Raw genomic sequence first — 20,169 nt, forward strand, 5'->3', positions numbered from 1 at the left:
GGTGCAGGCATCGCCAAAGCCCTCCTGCACAACGTGAATCATAACTACGCCACCCGACATAGTCCCGAGTCTACGAACGCGTCCGTTGCTTTAGCCAGCCATGCTCCTCGTGAAGAGCACGGCCCACAGCGGGCCTTGAACCATCGTGCTACGTAAGTCCGGTTCGAGCCCTTTGGAGGCCAGTGTGATCCGCACGAAACTCCTTGGAAAGAACGTGTGGGAAAATTCCCTGTTTCGCTACTCGATACCCGCTGCATTCAGCGCGTCCGAGATGGAGCGCCTAAGCGCGGTATCGGAAAACGGAAAGGCGTTGAAGAATCGCTCTGTCGACGCTCCGGGTCGTCTCGACTTAGCACGCTGCGCCCAGAGAGAGGCGCTTTTCTGATCCCCGTTCATCTGGTGCGCTACGGCTGCGATCAGACCGATCAAGTAATGGGCACCGGGTGCCCGGGCGGCATGTTCCGCCCAAGTTGCTGCCTTTGAGGTATTGCCATCGATCAGATGGGCAAAAGCGCGCGTGGCCAGCATTGCATAGAGAAAAGGATCAAGCGGACTCAGCTCAATGGCAGCTCCAACATACTCAAGAGCATTCGTACTGCGCCCGCCCATAATATCAGTCCAGCCGCGCGCATAATGGCCGTGCGAAAAGTTCGGACTGATCTTGATTGCCCGGTCGAGCCAGCCAATACCGTTTTCGGGACTACCTTCCAGCCAATGCGCGCGAGCCAAGGTAAAGTTGCCCATCGGGTCATGCGGATCAATTTCGACACTTTTTTCAGCAAAGCGCCTCGCATCGAGAATATCTGCCGCCCTATTTGGCGTGTAATTCAGAAAGGCATTCTGAAAACTGGTAAAGGATCGCGCCGCTTGTGCTCTTGCAAAGGTGGGATCTAGCGCCAAGGCCTGATCGAACAGGTTCGTCGCCGCCGCATTGTCGGCCTTATTGAAACGGTACATGTGCTGAAGACCGAGATGGTACAGCGCCCAGCTGTTGAGGCAAAGCGGCGATCGCAGCCGCGCGTTTTCAGCTTCGTGATACGGAATATAGATTTCCAGAGCAGCGACGACGCTTGTGGCGATTTTGGCACGCATTTCGTAAACATCATCGATCTTCCCCTGGAACCGGTCACTCCAAACGATGGTCTCGCTGCGCGTGTCGTTCAACTCGACGGTAATCACGAGTTTTCGGCCGAAAACCTCGACCACACCGCAAAGACAGTAGTTCGCGCCAAGGCCTGAGCGGATGGACTCGAAATTCACGATGTCATCGCGAAACTTGAAGCACGATCCGCGCGCAAAGACCTTCAACCAGCGCAACCGCGACAAAGAGGTGATCAACTCCGCCGGAATTGCATCGGCAATGGCGGTCTGGCCTTCGGACGCGCCGAGCAGGCGGAATGGCAAGACGGCGATCGATGGCCGACCGTCTTCATCCTTCAGAGGCGCTGACGCGTCTTGGGCTGCGTCGCTGGCCTGGGAGGGGGCCATCACGCGAACAGGAGCTATGAAGCGAAACCCCCTGCCGCGCAGTGTCCGGATGGCGGACTGGGATGCGCCGGAATCGTTCAGCGCCCGGCGCACGGATTTCATCGCCGTTGAAATCGCGTCATCCGAGATGAATCGCCCGCTCCAGACCTTTTCCACAAGCTCGTCTTTCGACACCACCCGGTCGCGATTTTCGACCAGGACCCTCAGCAGGGCAAAGGCCCGGGGTTCCAGCCTTATCTCTTCGGCTCCGCGCTGCAACACGCTACGTGAGGTGTCCAGTTCGAGATCGTCAAACCGATAGATCATGCGCAAACATAGCAAGATCCCCAAGAAACCACCAACGAATCCTCAGCCTGCCGCCAAGCAAGGCGCGAGACGACAGGTTAGTGCCTTTCTTACGGGCCGAACTCTTCGGGCCGGAGAAACAAACAGAGGGGGCTGCAATGCCGCTTGTCGACATCGAACTGATCGAAGGCGTTTTCACGCCGGAGCAGAAGCAGGAAATGATCCAGAAAGTGACCGACACGATGGTTGCGATCGAAGGCGAGGCCATGCGTCACGTGACCTGGGTCCGGGTTCATGAAGTTCCTTCCGGCCAATGGGCGATCGGAGGCAAGGCGCTGACCGCCGCCGATGTCAAAGCACTAGCCGCGGAGTAGAGGGCTCAGTGGCGTCAAGCAGGATTTTGGCTGCAATACAGTTGCCTAGTCGAAGGACAGCAACGCCGCAGGGCCCTTATCGGGCCTGATTCCCGCCTGATCCACCTAGGCCCTGAGAAACGCTAAGTGCTCTGACCGCGCTGTTTCAGCTTGGTCGGGCATCGCTCTGCGAGTCGACTATAAGGAGATCCGTTATGAAACCTCTTGTCAAAATGACTTCGGCTGTTGCTTTCCTGGTGGGGTCCGCATGCACGGTCGCGGCTGCCGATGAGCAAGCCATGATCGCTGATGCACGCAGCGCCGCACCAGATGCGATCAGCATGAACGCGACCATCATGGACTGGGAAGGGAACACTCTCCAGCAAGGCTCCAACGGGTTCACGTGCTTTCCGACCCCCCCGACGCTCAACGGAACGGCGCCGATGTGTCTCGATGCGGCCTGGGCGGCCTGGGCCGATGCGTGGATGAACAAAAAGCCGTTCACCGCAACTTCGGTCGGGATCTCGTACATGCTGGCCGGCGATGGCGGCGCGAGCAATATCGATCCCTATGCCGCCGAAGAGACGCCGGACAATGAGTGGATCGTCGAGGGTCCACATCTCATGATCATTGTCCCCGATGCGGCAGCGCTTGAGGCACTGCCGACTGATCCCGACAACGGGGGGCCTTACGTGATGTGGAAAGGCACTGACTATGCACACATCATGGTTCCGACCACCGGAAAATAGAAAAGCGGAACGCTAAGGTTCGGGCGACTCCAGCACCGGAAGCGATGAGGTTGTCCTGAAGCCAAGAGCCCGAGGCCGCCACTCGCCCGCTGGACTGGAGCGGCAGCGTCGGGCCATCGTTATCGTGCTTGGCCCGCAAATGATAGCTCCACCCAGCGCCTCGGGCCGTCGGGCCGAGCGCAGCTGAGGACGGCTTCGAGCCCGGCGCTGCCGCTGATCACGTCTCGAAGACAGGTGCTGCAAGAATTCGACTTGGTAGCATCGGACAATATGAAACTCTGGGGCCATCCATGGGTTCTAGGTGTCTATTATTTCGCAGCCGAACGGCGTCGAATTGCGAAACGCGCTGACGCCGAGCATGGGGCACGCGCTCATGGTGTATCAATCAGTCGCCAGCCGTGATAGAGTTCAGAGGTCTTTGGGCAAGGCAGAACTGAGAGGGCGAAATGTCAATTCGGACCACATCCGGTCGGGGCCGCCACTACGACAGCGTTTTGGATACGATCGGCAACACGCCATGCATTCGTATCAACAATATCGCGCCGGAGCATGTTACGGTCTATGTGAAGTTCGAAGCCTTCAACCCCGGTGGATCAGTAAAGGATCGGCTCGCCCTGAACATCATCGAGGCGGCGGAAAAAGATGGACGGTTGAAGCCTGGACAGACTGTTGTGGAAGCCACATCGGGCAATACCGGAATTGGCCTCGCGATGGTCTGCGCGGCCAAAGGTTATCCACTTGTCGTGACGATGGCCGACAGTTTTTCGGTCGAGCGGCGTAAGCTCATGCGGTTTCTTGGCGCAAAGGTTGTGCTGACGCCTCGTGCGCAAAAGGGTTTCGGCATGTACACCAAGGCCAAGGAATTGGCCGCACAGAATGACTGGTTCCTCGCCAGTCAGTTCGAGACAAGGGACAATGCCGACATTCACGAGGCGACAACTGGCCAAGAAATCCTGAGTGATTTCAAGGGCGAACGGCTCGACTACTGGATCACAGGATACGGCACCGGCGGCACGGTATCGGGTGTGGCAAGGGTTCTGCGCAAAGAGCGGCCGGAGACCAAGGTCATTCTGACGGAACCGGCCAACGCGGCGATCGTCTCGTCCGGCTACGTGAACACCAGAAACGAAGCGCACCAGCCGACGGAGAGCCATCCCAACTTTGAGCCACATCCGATACAGGGGTGGACGCCAGACTTCATTCCTTGGGTCCTGCAAGAGGCCATCGACAAATCGTACTATGACGAGTTGATCCCGATTGCTGGCCCCGAAGGCATCGAATGGTCCCGGCGCCTAGCTGCGCAGGAAGGGATCTTCACCGGCATATCCGGAGGCTCCACCTTTGCGGTCGCGATGCGACTGGCCGAAAGGGCTCCGAATGGGTCGGTCATGTTGGTCATGCTGCCGGATACCGGCGAAAGGTATCTTTCCACTCCGCTCTTCGAAGGTATTGAAGAAGATATGACATCGGAGGAGCGTGAAATATCGATGTCGACGCCATCGGCGCAGATGTCCGCGGAATAGTAGCGAGGCCCGAGCAGAAGAGGACCGGTGCCGCCTGCCAAGACGAGGCGATCCCGGTGGTTGAAAGGTCGAGCGTAAGGGATCTTGGTGCAAACGGCGGCGAACTTCCGCTTCCCGCCCTTCTCTGAAGTCGGCGCCCAAAGCCGCGACAACGTCCACCGCGCCGAGCCTGGGGCGCGCTCCCTCCGGCCGGCGTTGCGTTACCGCTACATTCAGGCTGCTTCGACAATGCGGCCGCTGGCCAGTTTCAAGGACCGGCCCGCGCGCCACCTGAATGACAAGCCATTGCAGTTAATTATGAAAATGGTGTTCCCACACGGAGGTTGTGTTCCCGCTGCAGGCACCCTCGGTGGGTCTCTCTCCAACGAAACAAGGGGTATCCCGATGGATCGCCCCCGGCCAAGGGGCACCATATGGTCTACGGCGGCTGCTGTCAGGTGTCAGCCTCCGAGTAGCCAGACGGCATCCGCGATCCTCCGTGAGACCCACACGCTCCCCGGCCCGGTCTCGGAAGTCTGCCCGTGTCGATGGGCCAAGGGGCTGCCCCTTGAACTCTTCTCCTGTCCCGCTCCAGGCTGGGTATGGGGGGAAGTCTGAGGTCGGGTGCATATGGTACCCGCAGCTCCGCTCCGCAGCACGGCGGAAGGTGACGGGGCGATCCTTGCCCTTCAGGTGGAGATAGATCGACACTGCCTCGCTCAGCGTGACCGAACCACCTGAGGGTTCGCTAGCTGACGCCTCGCCAGCCGTCCCAAGTTGTCCGTCCAGGCGGAGCAGGTGCTTCCCCGGCAGATCGACGTCACGGATACGCAAGTGGTACCAATGTTCGTCGAGTTGCTGCGCCGCGCGTTGCGCCCTGGACGTGGCCACGGCAGCCGACCTCGTGCGGCGCGAGTACATGATCCGGCTTGCGTTGTAGTGGTGGGTCAGGTCGCTCGGGACCAGACGCGAGAAGTAGAAGACCTCCGCCTACACAAATGTGTAAGGGGCCGATTTGGTCTCCGGCATGGTCTACGCCTCCAGCTCTCAGCAGATAAGATGAAGAGAAACCGGAGGTTGCCTTGGGAAGTGGTGCCCCCACACGGACTCGAACCGCGGACCTACTGATTACAAATCAGTTGCTCTACCAGCTGAGCTATAGGGGCGCGCGCTCCCTCTAGCGCTACGAGCGCCACAGGTAAAGCGCCGCTGCGTTGCTCCCGGGGGTGCCTGTGGTTATCGTTCGAGCGAGAGGCACTCCCCGAAAGGTCAGACGCTTGGACATCGTGCTACATCTCGGCGCGCATCGCACCGATGAGGACCGGCTGCTCAAGGTTCTGCGGGACGAGCGCGATACGCTCGCGGAGGCAGGGATCGAGGTTCCGGCGCCAGCCCAGGCGCGCCCCGCGATCCGCAGGTCTTTGCAGGCGGGCAGCAAATCGCTTCTGCCGGAGGGCGGAGGCCTCGCAGAAGAACTGGCCGGATCGGCGGAGGCGAAGCGGCTGATCCTGAGCTTCGAGGGCTTTCTGGCGAATTACGTATCGGTCCTGGGAGGCGAGACGCTCTATGCCGATGCAGGCGAGCGGGTCACCGCCTTGCGCGACCTCTTCCCGGGCCATCAGGTCCGGTTCCTGATGGCGATCCGGAACCCCGCCACCTTCGTGCCCGCGGTGTTCGAAGCCTCGACCGCCGAGGATTTCACCGCCTTTCTCGCCGGGCAGACGCTGGAAGGCTTGCGCTGGCTGCCGGTGGTGGACCGCATCCGCGCCGCCTGCCCCGAGGTGCCGCTGACGCTCTGGTGCAACGAGGATTTGCCGCTGATCTGGCCCGATGTGCTGCGCGCGGCGACGGGGCGGCAGGCGCCGCATGCGGGGGATACGGCCATCCTCCGGGAGATCATGTCGGAGGCGGGGTTCCGGCGCCTCGCCAGCTACTTGCGCGACAATCCCCCGGCCAATCAGGCGACGTGGCGCAAAGTGGTGACGGCTTTCCTAGGAAAATATGCAGACGAGTCCCAGGTCGAGGAGGAGATCGCCCTGCCCGGCTGGACGCAGGACGTGATCGTGCGGCTTACCGCGCTCTACGAGCAAGATATCGCCTTGCTACGCGCCCGGAACGACCTGCGGCTGATCCTCCCCTGAGCCTCAGGGCCGGGGCGCGGCCGCCCGGCGCAGACGGTCGGCGATGGCCCGGCCCAGCCCCCGCTCCGGGATGGGGGCGACGTCGATCCGCCCCCGCCCCAGCGCCCGCGCCCGAAGCTCCGCCTGGTGCAGCGTATCGAACAGGGCCGCCGCCGCCTCCCGCAGATCGCCGGACGCGGAGAGGGTGAGGTCGCCCGCCACGGGGCCGAACCCGACCAGCACCGCATCCGCCGACGGCTCGGTCACATCGAGCCGCACCGGCAGGCCGGGCGCGTAATGCGACGAGAGTTGGCCCGGCGCCTGGACCCGGCCGGGCGTCAGGTCGCGCGGCAGCGGCCGGCCCAGCACCGCCTCGATTTCTTCGGCCGTCACGCCCCCCTCGCGCAGCAAGGCGAGGGGCTGCGTGCGCAGGATCGTCGACTCCAGACCGACCGCGCAGACGCCCCCATCGACCCAGCCGTCGATCCGGGGACCCACCCCCTCAGCGACATGTGCCGCGCGGGTCGGGCTCAAGCGGCCCGAGAGATTGGCCGAGGGCGCCGCGATGGGCGCGCCGACCCGCTTGAGCAGGTCCCGCGCGATCGGCGCGGCGGGGACGCGCAAGCCCACCGTGTCCAGTCCCGCCGTGACCAGTGGGGACAGCCCGTGCCCTTCCCTGAGCGGCAGCACCAGAGTCAGAGGCCCGGGCCAGAAGCGGGCCGCCAGAGCCTCCGCGTCGGCGTCGAACACGGCCAGGGCGCGGGCCGCCTCCTGGTCGCAGACATGCACGATCAGCGGGTTGAAGCTGGGCCGACCCTTGGCCTCGAACACCCGCGCGACGGCCTGCCCATCGGTCGCCAAGGCGCCCAGTCCGTAAACCGTCTCGGTCGGGAACGCCACGATCCGGCCCGCCCGCAGCATCTCCGCCGCGACGTCGAGCGAGACCGGCGCGCCGCCGTGACGTCGTGTTTCTGTTGATGCCATCCGCCCGCACCCTCTACTTTACGCGCATGTCACCCCTTACGCCCACGCTCCAAGGATTGGGAGGTTCCCTTGCCGTATCGCGCGCCTGTTTCCGAGATCCGCTTCGTGCTCGACAAGGTTGTCGGCTTCGAGCGCGTCGCCGCCACCGAGACCTTCGCCGAGGCCACGCCCGAGACGGTCGAGGCCATCCTGACCGAGGCCGGGAAGCTCTCCGAGGAGGTGCTGGCCCCGCTCAACCGCCAGGGCGATCTGCATCCCGCGCGGCTTGAGAACGGCATCGTGCGGACTTCGCCCGGCTTCGCCGACGGCTTCCGGGCCATCGCCGAGGGCGGCTGGCTGGGCATGTCCGCCGACCCGGAGCATGGCGGCATGGGCCTGCCGATCACGCTGACCATGGCCGTCAACGAGATGATCGGGTCGGCCTGCCTCGCGCTGCAACTCAACCCGCTGATGACCCAAGGCCAGATCGAAGCGCTGGAGGCCCATGCCTCCGACGAGATCAAGGCGCTCTACATCCCCAAGCTGGTCTCGGGCGAATGGTGCGGGACGATGAACCTGACCGAGCCGCAGGCCGGCTCGGATGTGGGCGCGCTGCGCACCAAGGCCGAGCCCAAGGGCGACGGGACCTATGCGATCACCGGGCAGAAGATCTACATTTCCTGGGGCGATAACGACTTTTCCGAGAATATCTGCCATCTCGTCCTGGCCCGCCTGCCGGATGCGGCGCCGGGGACCAAGGGCATCTCGCTCTTCATGGTCCCCAAGAAGCTGCCGGACGAGAACGGGAACGCGGGGGTGGCCAACAGCCTCAAGGTCGTCTCGCTGGAGCATAAGCTGGGCCTGCACGGCTCGCCCACCGCCGTCATGCAATATGACGGCGCGACCGGCTGGCTGATCGGCGAGCCGCATAAGGGCATGGCAGCGATGTTCACGATGATGAACAACGCGCGTCTGGGCGTAGGCGTCCAGGGGCTCTCCATCGCCGAGGCAGCGATGCAGCATGCCATCGGCTACGCGCTGGAGCGCAAGCAGGGACGCACGGCGCAGGAGGGGGGCACGATCCTGCACCATGCCGATGTCCGCCGCATGGTCCTGTCGATGAAGGCCCATACCTTCGCCGCCCGGGCGCTGGCGATGGACACGGCGGTCTCGCTCGACATGGCGCGGGCCACGGGCGACGCGGGCTGGCGCGCGCGAGGCGCGTTCCTGACGCCGATCGCCAAGGCCTACGGGACCGACACCGGCATCGAGATCGCGAGCCAGGGGATCCAGGTCCATGGCGGCATGGGTTTCGTCGAGGAGACGGGCGCGGCGCAATACGCCCGCGACGTGCGGGTGACGGCGATCTACGAGGGCACCAACGGCATCCAGGCGATGGACCTGGTCGGCCGCAAGATGATGGATGGCGGCGCGGCGGCCTATGCGCTCCTGGACGAACTGGCGGTCTCAGGCCACTCGCGGATGGAGGACGCCGTGGCGGAGCTGCGCGCCCTCACCGCCTGGCTGCTGGAGCAGGAGATGCAGGACCGCTTCGCCGGCGCCGTGCCCTATCTCGCGGCCTTCGCCCGGGTGCTCGGAGCGTCCTATCACCTGCGCGCCGCCGCAGCCGATCCGGCGCGCAAGCCGCTGGCCGAGGTGGCCGTCTCCATGCTGCTGCCCGAGGCCCTGGCCGAGATGGCCAAGGCGCGGTCGGGGGCCGAGGTGCTTTATGCGGTGAGCGACGAGGTGGTTGCGGCCTGAGGCTCGAACCGCCATAGGCGGTCCGATCCGCTGGGGGCTCCGCCCCCAGACCCCCGGAGTATTTCTGGCCAGAAGAAGGAGGGGGAGTTGAAGGATATCGCGACTCCCGATGGATATGCCGGGCTTGACTTCCCATGGGATGAGCCGCCGGCGGAAGGCGAGGTCATCGAAGTGGCCGAAGGTGTGCTCTGGGCGCGGCTGCCGCTGCCGATGGCGCTGGACCATGTGAACGTCTACTTCCTGCGGGAAGCGGATGGCTGGACGATGGTCGATACCGGCTTCGACACCCGCCGGACCCGGACCATTCTGGATCGGCTGCGCGCGGGGCCGCTGGGCGGCGACCCGATCACCCGCGTCTTCGTTACCCATCACCATCCCGACCATATCGGGCTGGCCGGCTGGTTGCAGGCCGAAGGCGCGGAGCTGCTGACCACGCGCACCGCCTGGTTGATGGCGCGGATGTTGATTCTGGACGAACAGCCGGTGCCGCCGCCCGAGACGCAGGAATTCTGCCGCCGCTGGGGAATGGACCCCGGGGTCCTGGCGCAACGATCAAAGGAGCGGCCGTTCAACTTCGCCGACATGGTCGCGCCCTTGCCGGTCGGCTTCACCCGGATCGCGGAGGGCGATCTGGTCGATTTGGGCGGGCGGCGCTGGCGCGTGGCGCGGGGTGACGGCCATGCGGCGGAGCATGCCGTCCTGTTCGAGGAGAGCGGCGATCTGGTGCTCGGCGGCGATCAGCTGCTACCCGGGATCTCGCCCAATCTGGGCCTCTACCCGACCGAGCGGAACGCCGACCCGGTTGGCGACTGGATGGCGGCCTGCACCCGGCTCGCCCCGCTGGCACGGGACGACCAACTCGTGCTGCCCGGGCACAAGACGCCCTATCGCGGGCTGCCTACGCGGCTGGCCTCGCTGCACCAGAACCACGTGACTGCGCTCAACCGGCTGGAGGCGCATCTGGCCGAGCCGCGGACGGGGGGCGCGTGCTTCGCGCCGCTTTTCAAGCGGCAGGTGACCCAGGAGATGTACGGGCTCGCCTTCTTCGAGGCGATCGCGCATCTCCAGCACCTGCACCTGACGGGCCGAGCGCTGCGGGAGACCCGGGACGATGGCGTCTGGATCTTCCGCGCGGCCTGACGACGGCTAGAGCCCCTTGGCCGTGTAGCTGGCGGCGATCCGGTTGATCGCCACGATGAAGCCCGCCGTCCGAAGGTCGGGCACGTCGTGGCGATCATGCCAGACATGGCGCATCGCGCCGTAGGCCCCACGCATCGTGTCGTCCAGGCCGGAGCGCACCAGCTCCAACTCGCCCGCGCCGCGCAGATAGTTGCGCTTGAAGTCGTCGGACAGGGTCCAGGGCACGTCGCGCGCCTTGGACAGCCGCTCCAACTCGTCGACTAGCAGCTGGTGGCGCGCCTCCTCGGCCCGACGCTGCATCCGGCCGAAGCGGATATGACTCAGGTTCTTGACCCATTCGAAATAGCTGACCGTCACGCCGCCCGCGTTGGCATAGAGGTCGGGGATGATGACGACGCCCTTCTCGAGCAGGATTTCGTTCGCGTCGCTGGTCACGGGCCCGTTGGCGGCCTCGATGATGAGCTTGGCCTGCACCCCGTTCGCGTTGCCTTCGTGGATCACGCCCTCGAGGGCGGCCGGGATGAGGATGTCGCAATCGGCCTCCAGCAATGCCGCTCCATTCCCGGAATAGGTCGCGCCCGGAAAGCCCTTCACCCCGCCATGCTCGCGGATATGCAGGTGGACGTCGTCGACAGAAAGCCCGTCCTCGGACCAGATGCCGCCATCGCGCTCGATGATGCCGACGATCTTCGCGCCGTCCTCGCGCTCCAGGAAGGATGCGGCGTGGAAGCCCACATTCCCGAGCCCTTGAACCACGATCCGCTTGCCTTCGAGGCCGCCCGAAAGTCTCGCCGCCGCGACATCCTCGGGGTGGCGGAAGAACTCCCGGAGCGCGTATTGCACGCCACGCCCCGTGGCCTCCACGCGCCCGGAGATTCCGCCGGCATTGAGCGGCTTCCCGGTCACGCAGGCACGGCCGTTAATGTCGGTGGTGTTCATCCGCTGATACTGGTCGCTGATCCAGGCCATCTCGCGCTCGCCGGTGCCCATGTCGGGGGCGGGGACGTTCTGGGCCGGGTTGATCATGTCGCGCTTGATCAACTCATAGGCGAAGCGGCGGGTGATCTGCTCCATCTCGTGGGGCTCCCACTGCGTGGGATCGATGCAGAGCCCGCCCTTGGAGCCGCCGAAGGGCGTTTCGACCAAGGCACACTTGTAGGTCATCAGCGATGCCAGCGCCTCGACCTCGTCCTGGTCGACGGCCATGGCAAAGCGGATGCCGCCCTTGACCGGCTCCATATGCTCGGAGTGGACGCTGCGGTAGCCGGTGAAGGTGTGGATATCGCCGCGCAGACGCACGCCAAAACGGACGGTGTAGGTCGCGTTGCAGATGCGGATCTTCTCCACCAAGCCGGGGCTGAGATCCATCAAGGCCACCGCCTTGTCGTACATCGCGTTGACGGAGGCGCTGAAGCCGCCCTGGTTGCGCTGCATAGTTTTTCCTCCCGAATGTCGCCCGAGGGACCCCGGAGCGATCACCCTCGTTTGTGGACGATTTTAGAAACGATTCCACCCCCTGCGCGGCAATCGGCTAGTATTATTGGAAAATCGCCCTGTGTCCTGCGGATTTGCGCCCGTGGCGCCCCATCGCACCGCGTCCTGGGGCATCGAGGCTCACCCGTGTCGATCTCCGCGATGCGGCGGCCCGGGTGGCCAGATAGGCTCCGTATGTTCCTTCGCTCGACCTCTATTCCCAGCCCCGCCGGCCTCCGGCCGCGCGGCTTCCTTGGGACCAAAAGCGGCACGCTCACGATGATTGGGCTGACCTTTCCTCGGTGATACTGATCGTCGGGAGCGGCGCCTGGGGCCTCATGCGGTCGGAGCGCGACCGCTTGGATCCTGCTTTGTCGTCTTTCCCCAAACTGCCTACGGTCACCTCCCCCTGGAAAACGGCCATAGACTGGGGCCTGAACTGGGGGGCCGCTCTGCTCGCCCCCTTGCCGTCACGCGTCAGCTTCCCGCATCGCGCGGATGGCGCCCTGGCCATCGAGGCCGCCATTATCCGACCGCCGCTCGGCCTCGCCCATGTCGCGGGTTTCGCGGATTTCGACAGTTTCCGCCGCGGGCTGCTGCTGACCGAGGCGACCTGCACCGTTGCCGAACTCCTCGCGCGCGAGGCCCGCAATGGTCCGGCCGCTCGGAAGTCTGCGGAAGCTGTTCGCCTCCCTGACCGTCTTCGAGGGTCGCGCGCGTCTGCGTTTTATTGCGATCCGCCGGGTCGCCGACAAGCATCAGGTCACCGTGACTGGCGGCGTCCCGGGCGCGGTCAGAAGCACCGAGGCGTCGGACACACCTACGGGTCCGAAGGCAGCGTCCCCACCCGATCCCCCAGCGGCAATGCCGTCGCCAACCGACCGCCGTGTGTCGCCGATGGGGATTCCGCCCCCATCCGGCCCCGATAGTCTGACCTGCGAACGGAAGGCGGGACCGGACGATGCGCTTCAATCTCCTCGAAATCGTCAGGCAGGGCCTGAGCGGCAATGCCGGATGGCAGCCGCATTGGCGCGCGCCCGATCCCAAACCCGAATACGACGTCGTCATCGTGGGCGGCGGCGGCCATGGGCTCGCCACCGCCTATTACCTCGCCAAGGAGCACGGGATCACCAATGTCGCCGTGCTGGAGAAGGGCTATCTCGGCGGTGGCAATGTCGGCCGGAACACCACCATCGTGCGCGCCAATTACGGCCTGCCGGGCAATTCGGAGTTCTACTCCCACTCGCTCAAGCTCTGGGAAGGGTTGGAGCAGGATCTGAACTACAACGCGATGATGTCCCAGCGCGGCGTCTACAACCTCTATCATTCGGACGGCCAGCGCGATGCCTATGCGCGGCGCGGCAACCAGATGATCAGCCAGGGCGACGACGCGCAGCTGCTCGACCGGGCGGCGGTGCGCCGTCACCTGCCCTGCCTCGACCACGACAACGCGCGCTTTCCGGTGCTGGGCGCGCTCTACCATCCGCGCGGCGGGACAGCCCGCCACGACGCGGTGGCCTGGGGCTTCGCACGGGGGGCGGACCAGCGAGGCGTCGACCTGATCCAGAACTGCGAGGTGACGGGGATCGATATCGACGGCGGCCGCGTGCGCGGCGTCCAGACCTCGCGCGGGGCGATCCGGGCCAGGAAGGTCGCGCTGGTCACCGCCGGACGCTCATCGCAGACGGCAGCCATGGCGGGCCTGCGCCTTCCGATCGAGAGCCATGTGCTCCAGGCCTTCGTCACCGAGGGGCTGAAGCCGCTGATCGACAGCGTCGTCACCTTCGGCATGGGCCATTTCTACATCAGCCAGTCCGACAAGGGCGGGCTGGTTTTTGGCGGCGACCTGGATTTTTACGCCAGCTACGCCGCCCGCGGGAACCTGCCCATGGCCGAGCACGTGATGGAGGCGGGCATGGCGCTCATGCCGATGATCGGGCAGGCGAAGGTGCTGCGGTCCTGGGGCGGGATCATGGACATGACCCCCGACGGCTCGCCGATCATCGACAAGACCGATATCGGCGGGCTCTACCTCGATTGCGGCTGGTGCTATGGCGGCTTCAAGGCCGTCCCAGGTTCGGGCTTCAGTCTCGCGCATCTGATCGCCACCGACACCCACCACGCGCCGGCTGCGCGCTTCCGCCTCGATCGCTTCGCCACGGGCGCGCTGATCGACGAGGAGGCAACCGGCAGCCAGCACAACCTGCACTGACCATGACGCGATCCGACCCCAGGGCGAGGAGGGCGCGCAGCGACCGAGGAGCAAGCCGATGCGCCTGACCTGCCCCCTCTGCGGCGACCGCGACCGCCGGGAATTCTATTACATGGGTCACGCGACCTATCTCGACCGCCCCGCGGCCGACGCTCCGGCGGAGGCATGGGACGCCTATCTCCACCTCCGCGAAAACCCCTGCGGCCCGACCCACGACCTCTGGCAGCACGAGGCCGGCTGCGGCGCCTGGCTGCGCGTCACCCGCGACACCGCCACCCACGAGATCACGGCCGTGGAGCTGGCGCGATGAGGGTCCCAGGATACGGCCTGATGATCGACCGCGACGCGCCGCTCAAGTTCCGCTTCGACGATACTTGGGTCAATGGCTTCGAGGGCGACACGGTGGCCTCGGCCCTGCTCGGCAGCGGCATCCGCCTGATGGGGCGCAGCTTCAAGTATCACCGCCCGCGCGGGCCGCTGACGGCCGACTCGGCTGAGCCTAACGCCCTCATCACCACCCATGACGGGGCGCGGCGCATCCCGAATATCCGCGCCACCGTCCAACCCGCCCTGCACGGGTTGCGCACCCGCAGCCAGAACGCCTGGCCCTCGCTCGCGATCGACGCGCTGGAGGTCAACGACCTCGCCGCGCCGTTCCTGGGCGCGGGCTTCTACTACAAGACCTTCATGTGGCCCAAGGCGGCCTGGGAAAAGCTCTATGAGCCCGCGATCCGTCGGGCGGCGGGGCTCGGGGCGCTCTCGGGGGAGGCAGACCCGTGGCGACAAGAAAAGGCCTTCGCCCATTGCGACCTCCTGGTGGTCGGCGGCGGGCCGGCCGGGTTGATGGCGGCGCTCCAGGCGGCCGAGGCGGGCACGGACGTCATCCTTGCCGACGAGGACGAGATCCTGGGCGGGCGTCTGACCCGTGAAGCGGAACAGATCGACGGGCGGCCCGGCCATGTCTGGGCAGCGGAGACGGTGACGCGGCTGACGGCGCTGGGCGTCCGCATCATGCCCCGGACCACCGTCACCGGGGCCTATGACGGCGGAACCTATGGCGCGCTGGAGCGGGTCTCGCACCATATCGCCGATCCGCATCCGGACCTGCCGCACGACTGCTTCTGGCGGATCGCGGCGCGCGCCTGCGTGCTGGCCTCCGGCGCGCTGGAGCGGCATATCGCCTTCCCGATGAACGACCGGCCCGGCATCCTGCTGGCCTCGGCCGTCCGCGCCTATCTGCACCGCTGGGGCGTGGCGCCGGGCCGCAGGATCGCCGTCTTCACCACCTGTGATGACGGCCACCGGACGGCCGCCGACCTGCGCGCCGCCGGGATCGAGGTGCCCGCCGTGATCGACCCGCGGGCGGACGCCCCCGACGACGCGATCCGGGGCGAAGTCGTCGCCACGAGAGGGCGGCTCGGCCTCAAGCGAATCGAAATCCGCACGTCCGGCGGCGGGCGGCGTTGGGTCGACTGCGACGCGCTCGCCGTCTCGGGCGGCTGGAACCCGACGCTGCACCTGACCTGCCATCTCGGCGCCCGGCCCGTCTGGGACGAGAACCTGGCGACCTTCCTGCCCAAGGCGGGCGCCGTCCCGGGCATGACGGTCGCGGGAGCCGCCGCCGGCCTCTTTTCGACGACGCAGACGCTCGAAAGCGGCGCGGCGAAGGCCCGGCAGGCGCTGGACGGGCTGGGGCGGCGTCATCAGCCCGTGACGCTGCCCGACGCCCGCAGCGAGGCCGCGCGCCAGATCGCACCGCTAGACGTGCGCGCCCCCAAGGGCGTCCGGCATCGCGCCTGGCTCGACTTCCAGAACGACGTGACCACCAAGGACGTCCGTCAGGCCGCGCAGGAGAACTTCGCCTCCGTCGAACATATGAAGCGCTACACGACCCAAGGCATGGCGACCGACCAGGGCAAGACCTCGAACGTCGCGGCGCTCGCCGTGCTGGCCGACGCGACGGGGCGCGGCATCCCCGAGACCGGGACCACGACCTTCCGCCCGCCCTTCTCGCCCGTCCCGATCTCGGCCATGGGCGCGGGCGCGGAGGGGGCGGGCTTCGCGCCCGAGCGCTTCACCACCTCGGACCCGGCGATGCGCAAGGCCGGCGCTCCTATGATCGAGACCGGCCTGTGGTATCGGCCCGGCTGGTTTCCCCAGGGCTCAGAGGACTGGCGTGCCGCCTGCACCCGCGAGGCGGCGATGGTGCGCGCGACCGTGGGCGTGGCCGATGTCTCGACCCTGGGCAAGATCGACATCCAGGGGCCGGGCGCGGCAGCGCTGCTGGATTTCGTCTACACCAACACCTTCTCCACGCTGAAACAGGGCCGGGTCCGCTATGGCCTGATGCTGCGCGAGGACGGGCATGTGATGGACGACGGCACCACGGCCCGCCTCGGCCCGGAGCATTTCGTGATGACCACCACCACGGCGGCGGCGGGCCAGGTGATGCGGCATCTGGAATTCGTCACCCAATGCCTGCGCCCCGATCTGGACGTGGCGCTGATCTCCACCACCGAGCAATGGGCGCAGTTCTCGGTCGCCGGGCCGCACGCCCGAACCCTGATACAGTCGCTCGTGGCCGAGCCGGTCACCGACGAGACCTTTCCCTTCATGGCCTGCGGGGCCGTCACAGTCGCCGGGATCGCCGGCCGCCTGTTCCGGATCTCCTTCTCCGGCGAGCATGCCTATGAGATCGCGGTCCCGTCGCGCTATGGCGCCCATCTCTGGCGCGATCTGCTGGCCCGGGCCGAGGCCCTGGGCGGCGGCCCCTACGGGATGGAGGCGCTCAATGTTCTGCGCATCGAGAAAGGCTTCGTGACCCATAGCGAGATCACCGGCCGCGTGACCGCCTTCGATATCGGGATGGACCGGATGATATCGGCCAAGAAGGACTGCATCGGCAAGGCCGCCTCGCGCCGTCCGGCGCTGCTGGCGCATCGGGAAGAGCTGGTCGGCCTCCGCAGCGCCTCGGGCGCGCAGATCACCGCGGGGGCGCATCTCTACAACCAGGGTACCCGCCCCGACGCGGAGAACGACCAGGGCTATGTCACCTCGCCCTGCTATTCGCCCGCCCTGGGCACCTATATCGCGCTAGGCTTCCTGCGCGACGGCCGCGCGCGGATGGGTGAGACGGTGCGCATGGTCGACCGGGTGCGGGGCCAGGACACGCTGGTGGAGATCGTCGCGCCCGTGCAAGTCGACCCCGAGGGAGGGCGCGCCCGTGGCTAGCCTCATCGCCCGCAGCCCGGCGGAGGGGCTGCTGCCCGTCACCTGCGGCGCGCTCACCCTGTCTGAGGTGGTGCCCGAGGCGATCACCTCGCTCATGGCGCTGCGGGACGCGACCTTTCCGCTGCCCGCTCCGGGCAAGGCGGTGCAGCGGGGCGGCGGCCTGCTGATGTGGTCGGGCCGCAATCAGGCGCTTCTGATCGGGCCGCGGCCAGATCAGATCCCGGACATCGCGATGACCGATCAGTCCGATGCCTGGGCCGTGCTGCGGCTGTCGGGCCAGGGCGCGGCCGATGTGCTGGCGCGGCTCACGCCCCTGGACCTGCGGGATGCCGCCTTCCCAGAGGGCGCGGTCGCGCGCAGCCTGCTGGGCCATATGAACGCGCATTTCCACCGTGTGGACACCGAGACATGGGACATGATGGTTTTCCGCTCGATGACGGCCAGCGCCGTGCACGAGATCCTGCGCGGCATGCGCGGCGTGGCGGCGCGGGGCTAGTCCATCTGCGCCCCTAGCGCGATGGACGAGGTGCCGACGCCCACCGACAGGCCGCCGGTCACCGCAGCCCCCAGGCCCAGCGTGAAAAGCAGCGCCGCCAGGAGCGGAATTGGAAACGATCGGGGCGGAGGCGACTCATTGTTCATGAGCTGACGTTCCCCCGGCAACGGGCCGGATTCGCGATGGGATCGTGGCAGAACCGGGATGTGGCGCGCAGACCCGTGCTCCGGACGCCACAACGCCGCCGCCCGGGCCGGAAATCCCTGCGGAGAAACGGCCGCAAGGGCGGGGAGATTTCAGGCCGCGACTCGACTCTGCCCGATCGCGACCCGATATTCCGTCCATGCGCTTGCCCGACAGTTTCCTCGACGATCTCAAGTCCCGGCTGAGCCTGAGCCAGGTCGTCGGGCGCAAGGTCACATGGGACATGAGGAAGACCAACCAGGCCAAGGGCGACTGGTGGGCCCCCTGCCCGTTCCATCAGGAAAAGTCGGCCAGCTTCCACGTGGTCGACAGCAAGGGCTACTATTACTGCTTCGGCTGTCAGGCGAAGGGCAACCTCTTCAAGTTCGTCGAGGAGACCGAGAATGTCGGCTTCATGGAGGCCGTCGAGATCCTCGCCCGCGAGGCGGGTGTGCAGATGCCCGCCCGAGACCCGAAGGCCGCCGAGAAGGCGGACCGACGGACCGAACTGGCCCGCGTCACCGAGGCCGCGGCGAAGTGGTTCCGGATGCAGCTCAACGGCGCCGCCGCCCGCGAGGCGCGCGCCTATCTGGAGCGACGGGGCCTGCGCCCGGAGACGCTGGACCGCTTCGAGATCGGCTTTGCGCCGTCGCAGCCCGATGCGCTGCTGACCGCGCTGCTGGCCAAGGACGTCCCTTTCGAGACCATCGAGGCGGCCGGCCTCGCCCTGGCCGAGGAGGACGGGCGCCGCCGCGACCGCTTCATCAACCGCATCATCTTTCCAATCCGTGACGGGCGGGATCGGGTGATCGGCTTCGGCGGGCGGGCGATGAACCCGAACTCGCCCGCCAAGTATCTGAACTCCCCCGAGACGGAGCTCTTCGACAAGGGCGCGAATCTCTACAACCTGCGCGCGGCGCGCATGGCGGCGGGCAAGGGCCAGCCGCTGATCGTGGCCGAAGGCTATATGGACGTGATCGCGCTGGCCCAGGCCGGGTTCGAGGCCGCGGTCGCGCCGCTGGGCACCGCCGTGACGGAGCGACAGTTGCAGCTGATGTGGCGGGTGACGCCCGAGCCGCTGATCGCGCTGGACGGCGACGCGGCGGGGCAGAAGGCCGGGCTCCGCGTCGCCGATCTGGCGCTGCCGCTGATCGAAGCGGGCCAGAGCCTGCGCTTCGCCATCCTGCCCGAGGGCAAGGACCCGGACGACCTGATCCGCGCCGAAGGTCCCGGCGCGATGCGACGTGTCTTGGACGCGGCCAAGCCCATGCTGGCGCTACTTTGGGCGCGGGAGACCGAGGGCCGGAGCTTCGACAGCCCCGAGCGGCGCGCCATGCTCGACCGCGACCTTCGGGCGCTGCTGGGGCGGATCGCCGATCCCAGCCTGCGCCGCCATTACGCGCAGGAGGTCGCGCGGCTGCGGGCCGAGCTGTTCGGCGTGCCTCTGGTCGAGCTGCCCGCCGCCCCGCCCGCGCCGCCAGTGGAGGATGACCGCTGGGGGCCCCCGCACCCGCCGGAGCCCAGCCCGGCCTCCTGGTCGCCACCGCCCCAGCCGCGCCGCGGCGGCGGGCGGCGCCCTCGTTGGGACGCACCCAAACCCGCCTCCCCCGTGACGCGGGCCTCGCCCCTCGTGCAGGGGGCGCTCGACCCGGAATCGCTGCTGGAACAGGTCGCCTTGGCCGGCCTGGTGCTGCATCCCGCCCTGATCGGCGCCTTTGCCGAGCGGCTGGAGGACACGACCTGGAGCCGCGACACCCATGCCCGGCTCGCCACCGCGCTGCTGCGCCTGCCCGAAGGCCAGGACATGACCGAGAGCCGTGGGCAACTGAATCGCGAGATCGGCGAGGAAGTTCTTGATTCCCTTCTCGCTCAGCCCCAAATCCGCATCTCGCCGGCCGCGCGCGCCGGCGCCACGCCCGAAGACGCCCATCCCTGCATTCTGGGTGCCTTCGTCAGCCTGGAAACCCGGCGCGGCATCGACCGGGAAGCGCGCGAAGCACTTGAGGATTTCGCCGATGGCGGCGACGAAGCGATGACATGGCGCCTGGCCCAAGCGGCCCGGCGCCGCCATGACGCGGCCCGCGTCAGCGACGGCATGAAGGGAGATGGCGCGACAGAAGCGTCAAATGCCTCCTATTATGACGATCTGCTGGCCACGGCCCTAGAGAAGAAGCGCCGCAAAAAGTGATTCGGGGTGCGGCCCCCGGCGATTC

General features: G+C 66.6%; 16 protein-coding genes, 1 tRNA gene and 1 pseudogene. 11 read left to right on the forward strand and 7 right to left on the reverse strand.

The annotated features are described in order from the left end of the window. Positions 1 to 237 precede the first annotated feature (237 nt). Positions 238 to 1,794: a winged helix-turn-helix domain-containing tetratricopeptide repeat protein gene (locus DTQ71_RS22320; protein WP_109566523.1), complete on the reverse strand. Its 1,557-nt coding sequence runs from the start codon at positions 1,792 to 1,794 to the stop codon at positions 238 to 240. A gap of 137 nt (positions 1,795 to 1,931) precedes the next feature. On the opposite strand from DTQ71_RS22320, the gene DTQ71_RS22325 reads away from it, so the two are divergent. The 3 genes from DTQ71_RS22325 to DTQ71_RS22335 all read left to right on the forward strand — a co-directional run bounded on the left by DTQ71_RS22325 (position 1,932) and on the right by DTQ71_RS22335 (position 4,398). Next, positions 1,932 to 2,147 carry a tautomerase family protein gene (locus tag DTQ71_RS22325; RefSeq protein WP_109566494.1) on the forward strand — a complete coding sequence of 72 codons (216 nt, stop codon included), beginning with the start codon at positions 1,932 to 1,934 and terminating at the stop codon, positions 2,145 to 2,147. Positions 2,148 to 2,341: 194 nt separating this feature from the next. Continuing rightward, complete coding sequence (locus tag DTQ71_RS22330) at positions 2,342 to 2,875, forward strand: hypothetical protein (protein ID WP_211317181.1); 534 nt, start codon at positions 2,342 to 2,344, stop codon at positions 2,873 to 2,875. Between the two features lie 446 nt (positions 2,876 to 3,321). Next, positions 3,322 to 4,398 carry a PLP-dependent cysteine synthase family protein gene (locus DTQ71_RS22335; RefSeq protein ID WP_109566495.1) on the forward strand — a complete coding sequence of 359 codons (1,077 nt, stop codon included), beginning with the start codon at positions 3,322 to 3,324 and terminating at the stop codon, positions 4,396 to 4,398. 291 nt (positions 4,399 to 4,689) lie between these two features. On the opposite strand, the pseudogene DTQ71_RS24790 reads toward DTQ71_RS22335, so the two are convergent. Both DTQ71_RS24790 and DTQ71_RS22340 read right to left on the reverse strand, forming a co-directional pair. Further along, a pseudogene (locus tag DTQ71_RS24790) lies at positions 4,690 to 5,352 on the reverse strand (DUF6538 domain-containing protein); the annotation flags it as partial. A 115-nt stretch (positions 5,353 to 5,467) separates the two neighbouring features. Beyond that, positions 5,468 to 5,543: transfer RNA gene (locus DTQ71_RS22340), tRNA-Thr, on the reverse strand. A gap of 111 nt (positions 5,544 to 5,654) precedes the next feature. Here DTQ71_RS22340 and DTQ71_RS22345 point away from each other — a divergent pair. Next, positions 5,655 to 6,518, forward strand: a complete 864-nt coding sequence (locus DTQ71_RS22345; RefSeq protein WP_109566496.1) for a hypothetical protein — start codon at positions 5,655 to 5,657, stop codon at positions 6,516 to 6,518. Between the two features lie 3 nt (positions 6,519 to 6,521). On the opposite strand, the gene DTQ71_RS22350 is transcribed toward DTQ71_RS22345, so the two are convergent. Continuing rightward, positions 6,522 to 7,481, reverse strand: coding sequence for an L-threonylcarbamoyladenylate synthase (locus DTQ71_RS22350; RefSeq protein ID WP_109566497.1), 960 nt, complete (start codon positions 7,479 to 7,481; stop codon positions 6,522 to 6,524). Between the two features lie 69 nt (positions 7,482 to 7,550). On the opposite strand from DTQ71_RS22350, the gene DTQ71_RS22355 reads away from it, so the two are divergent. Both DTQ71_RS22355 and DTQ71_RS22360 read left to right on the forward strand, forming a co-directional pair. Next, entirely contained in the window at positions 7,551 to 9,221 is a 1,671-nt protein-coding gene (locus DTQ71_RS22355; RefSeq protein ID WP_109566498.1) for an acyl-CoA dehydrogenase, read from the forward strand. Positions 9,222 to 9,308: 87 nt separating this feature from the next. Continuing rightward, positions 9,309 to 10,361 carry an MBL fold metallo-hydrolase gene (locus tag DTQ71_RS22360; RefSeq protein ID WP_245947708.1) on the forward strand — a complete coding sequence of 351 codons (1,053 nt, stop codon included), beginning with the start codon at positions 9,309 to 9,311 and terminating at the stop codon, positions 10,359 to 10,361. Between the two features lie 6 nt (positions 10,362 to 10,367). Here DTQ71_RS22360 and DTQ71_RS22365 read toward each other — a convergent pair whose 3' ends face one another. Both DTQ71_RS22365 and DTQ71_RS23300 read right to left on the reverse strand, forming a co-directional pair. Continuing rightward, positions 10,368 to 11,795 (reverse strand): Glu/Leu/Phe/Val family dehydrogenase, encoded by a 1,428-nt coding sequence (locus DTQ71_RS22365; RefSeq protein WP_109566499.1) that lies wholly within the window; start codon positions 11,793 to 11,795, stop codon positions 10,368 to 10,370. 509 nt (positions 11,796 to 12,304) lie between these two features. After that, positions 12,305 to 12,589, reverse strand: a complete 285-nt coding sequence (locus DTQ71_RS23300; protein WP_146204921.1) for a hypothetical protein — start codon at positions 12,587 to 12,589, stop codon at positions 12,305 to 12,307. 206 nt (positions 12,590 to 12,795) lie between these two features. Here DTQ71_RS23300 and DTQ71_RS22370 point away from each other — a divergent pair, with 206 nt between their 5' ends. From DTQ71_RS22370 to DTQ71_RS22385, 4 genes are read left to right on the forward strand one after another with little or no spacing between them, the layout of a single operon-like run. Then, positions 12,796 to 14,046 carry a sarcosine oxidase subunit beta family protein gene (locus tag DTQ71_RS22370; protein ID WP_109566500.1) on the forward strand — a complete coding sequence of 417 codons (1,251 nt, stop codon included), beginning with the start codon at positions 12,796 to 12,798 and terminating at the stop codon, positions 14,044 to 14,046. Positions 14,047 to 14,104: 58 nt separating this feature from the next. Next, positions 14,105 to 14,356, forward strand: a complete 252-nt coding sequence (locus tag DTQ71_RS22375; protein WP_109566501.1) for a sarcosine oxidase subunit delta — start codon at positions 14,105 to 14,107, stop codon at positions 14,354 to 14,356. Then, entirely contained in the window at positions 14,353 to 17,277 is a 2,925-nt protein-coding gene (locus tag DTQ71_RS22380; protein ID WP_109566502.1) for a sarcosine oxidase subunit alpha family protein, read from the forward strand. The genes DTQ71_RS22375 and DTQ71_RS22380 overlap by 4 nt, the downstream gene beginning before the upstream one ends. Then, positions 17,270 to 17,773 (forward strand): sarcosine oxidase subunit gamma, encoded by a 504-nt coding sequence (locus DTQ71_RS22385; RefSeq protein ID WP_109566503.1) that lies wholly within the window; start codon positions 17,270 to 17,272, stop codon positions 17,771 to 17,773. Before DTQ71_RS22380 ends, DTQ71_RS22385 begins: the two co-directional genes overlap by 8 nt. Here the strand turns inward: DTQ71_RS22385 and DTQ71_RS23735 are convergent. Further along, positions 17,770 to 17,919 (reverse strand): hypothetical protein, encoded by a 150-nt coding sequence (locus DTQ71_RS23735; protein WP_170125551.1) that lies wholly within the window; start codon positions 17,917 to 17,919, stop codon positions 17,770 to 17,772. The two genes, DTQ71_RS22385 and DTQ71_RS23735, sit on opposite strands and share 4 nt — an antisense overlap. A gap of 197 nt (positions 17,920 to 18,116) precedes the next feature. Between DTQ71_RS23735 and dnaG the strand changes: the two genes are divergently transcribed. Next, the gene (gene dnaG, locus DTQ71_RS22390; protein WP_109566504.1) at positions 18,117 to 20,144 is read left to right on the forward strand and encodes a DNA primase; all 2,028 of its coding nucleotides are present in this window, start codon (positions 18,117 to 18,119) and stop codon (positions 20,142 to 20,144) included. The last annotated feature ends 25 nt before the right edge of the window (positions 20,145 to 20,169 follow it).

The sequence above is a fragment of the Jannaschia seohaensis genome, assembly GCF_900116765.1.
GTDB lineage: Bacteria > Pseudomonadota > Alphaproteobacteria > Rhodobacterales > Rhodobacteraceae > Jannaschia > Jannaschia seohaensis.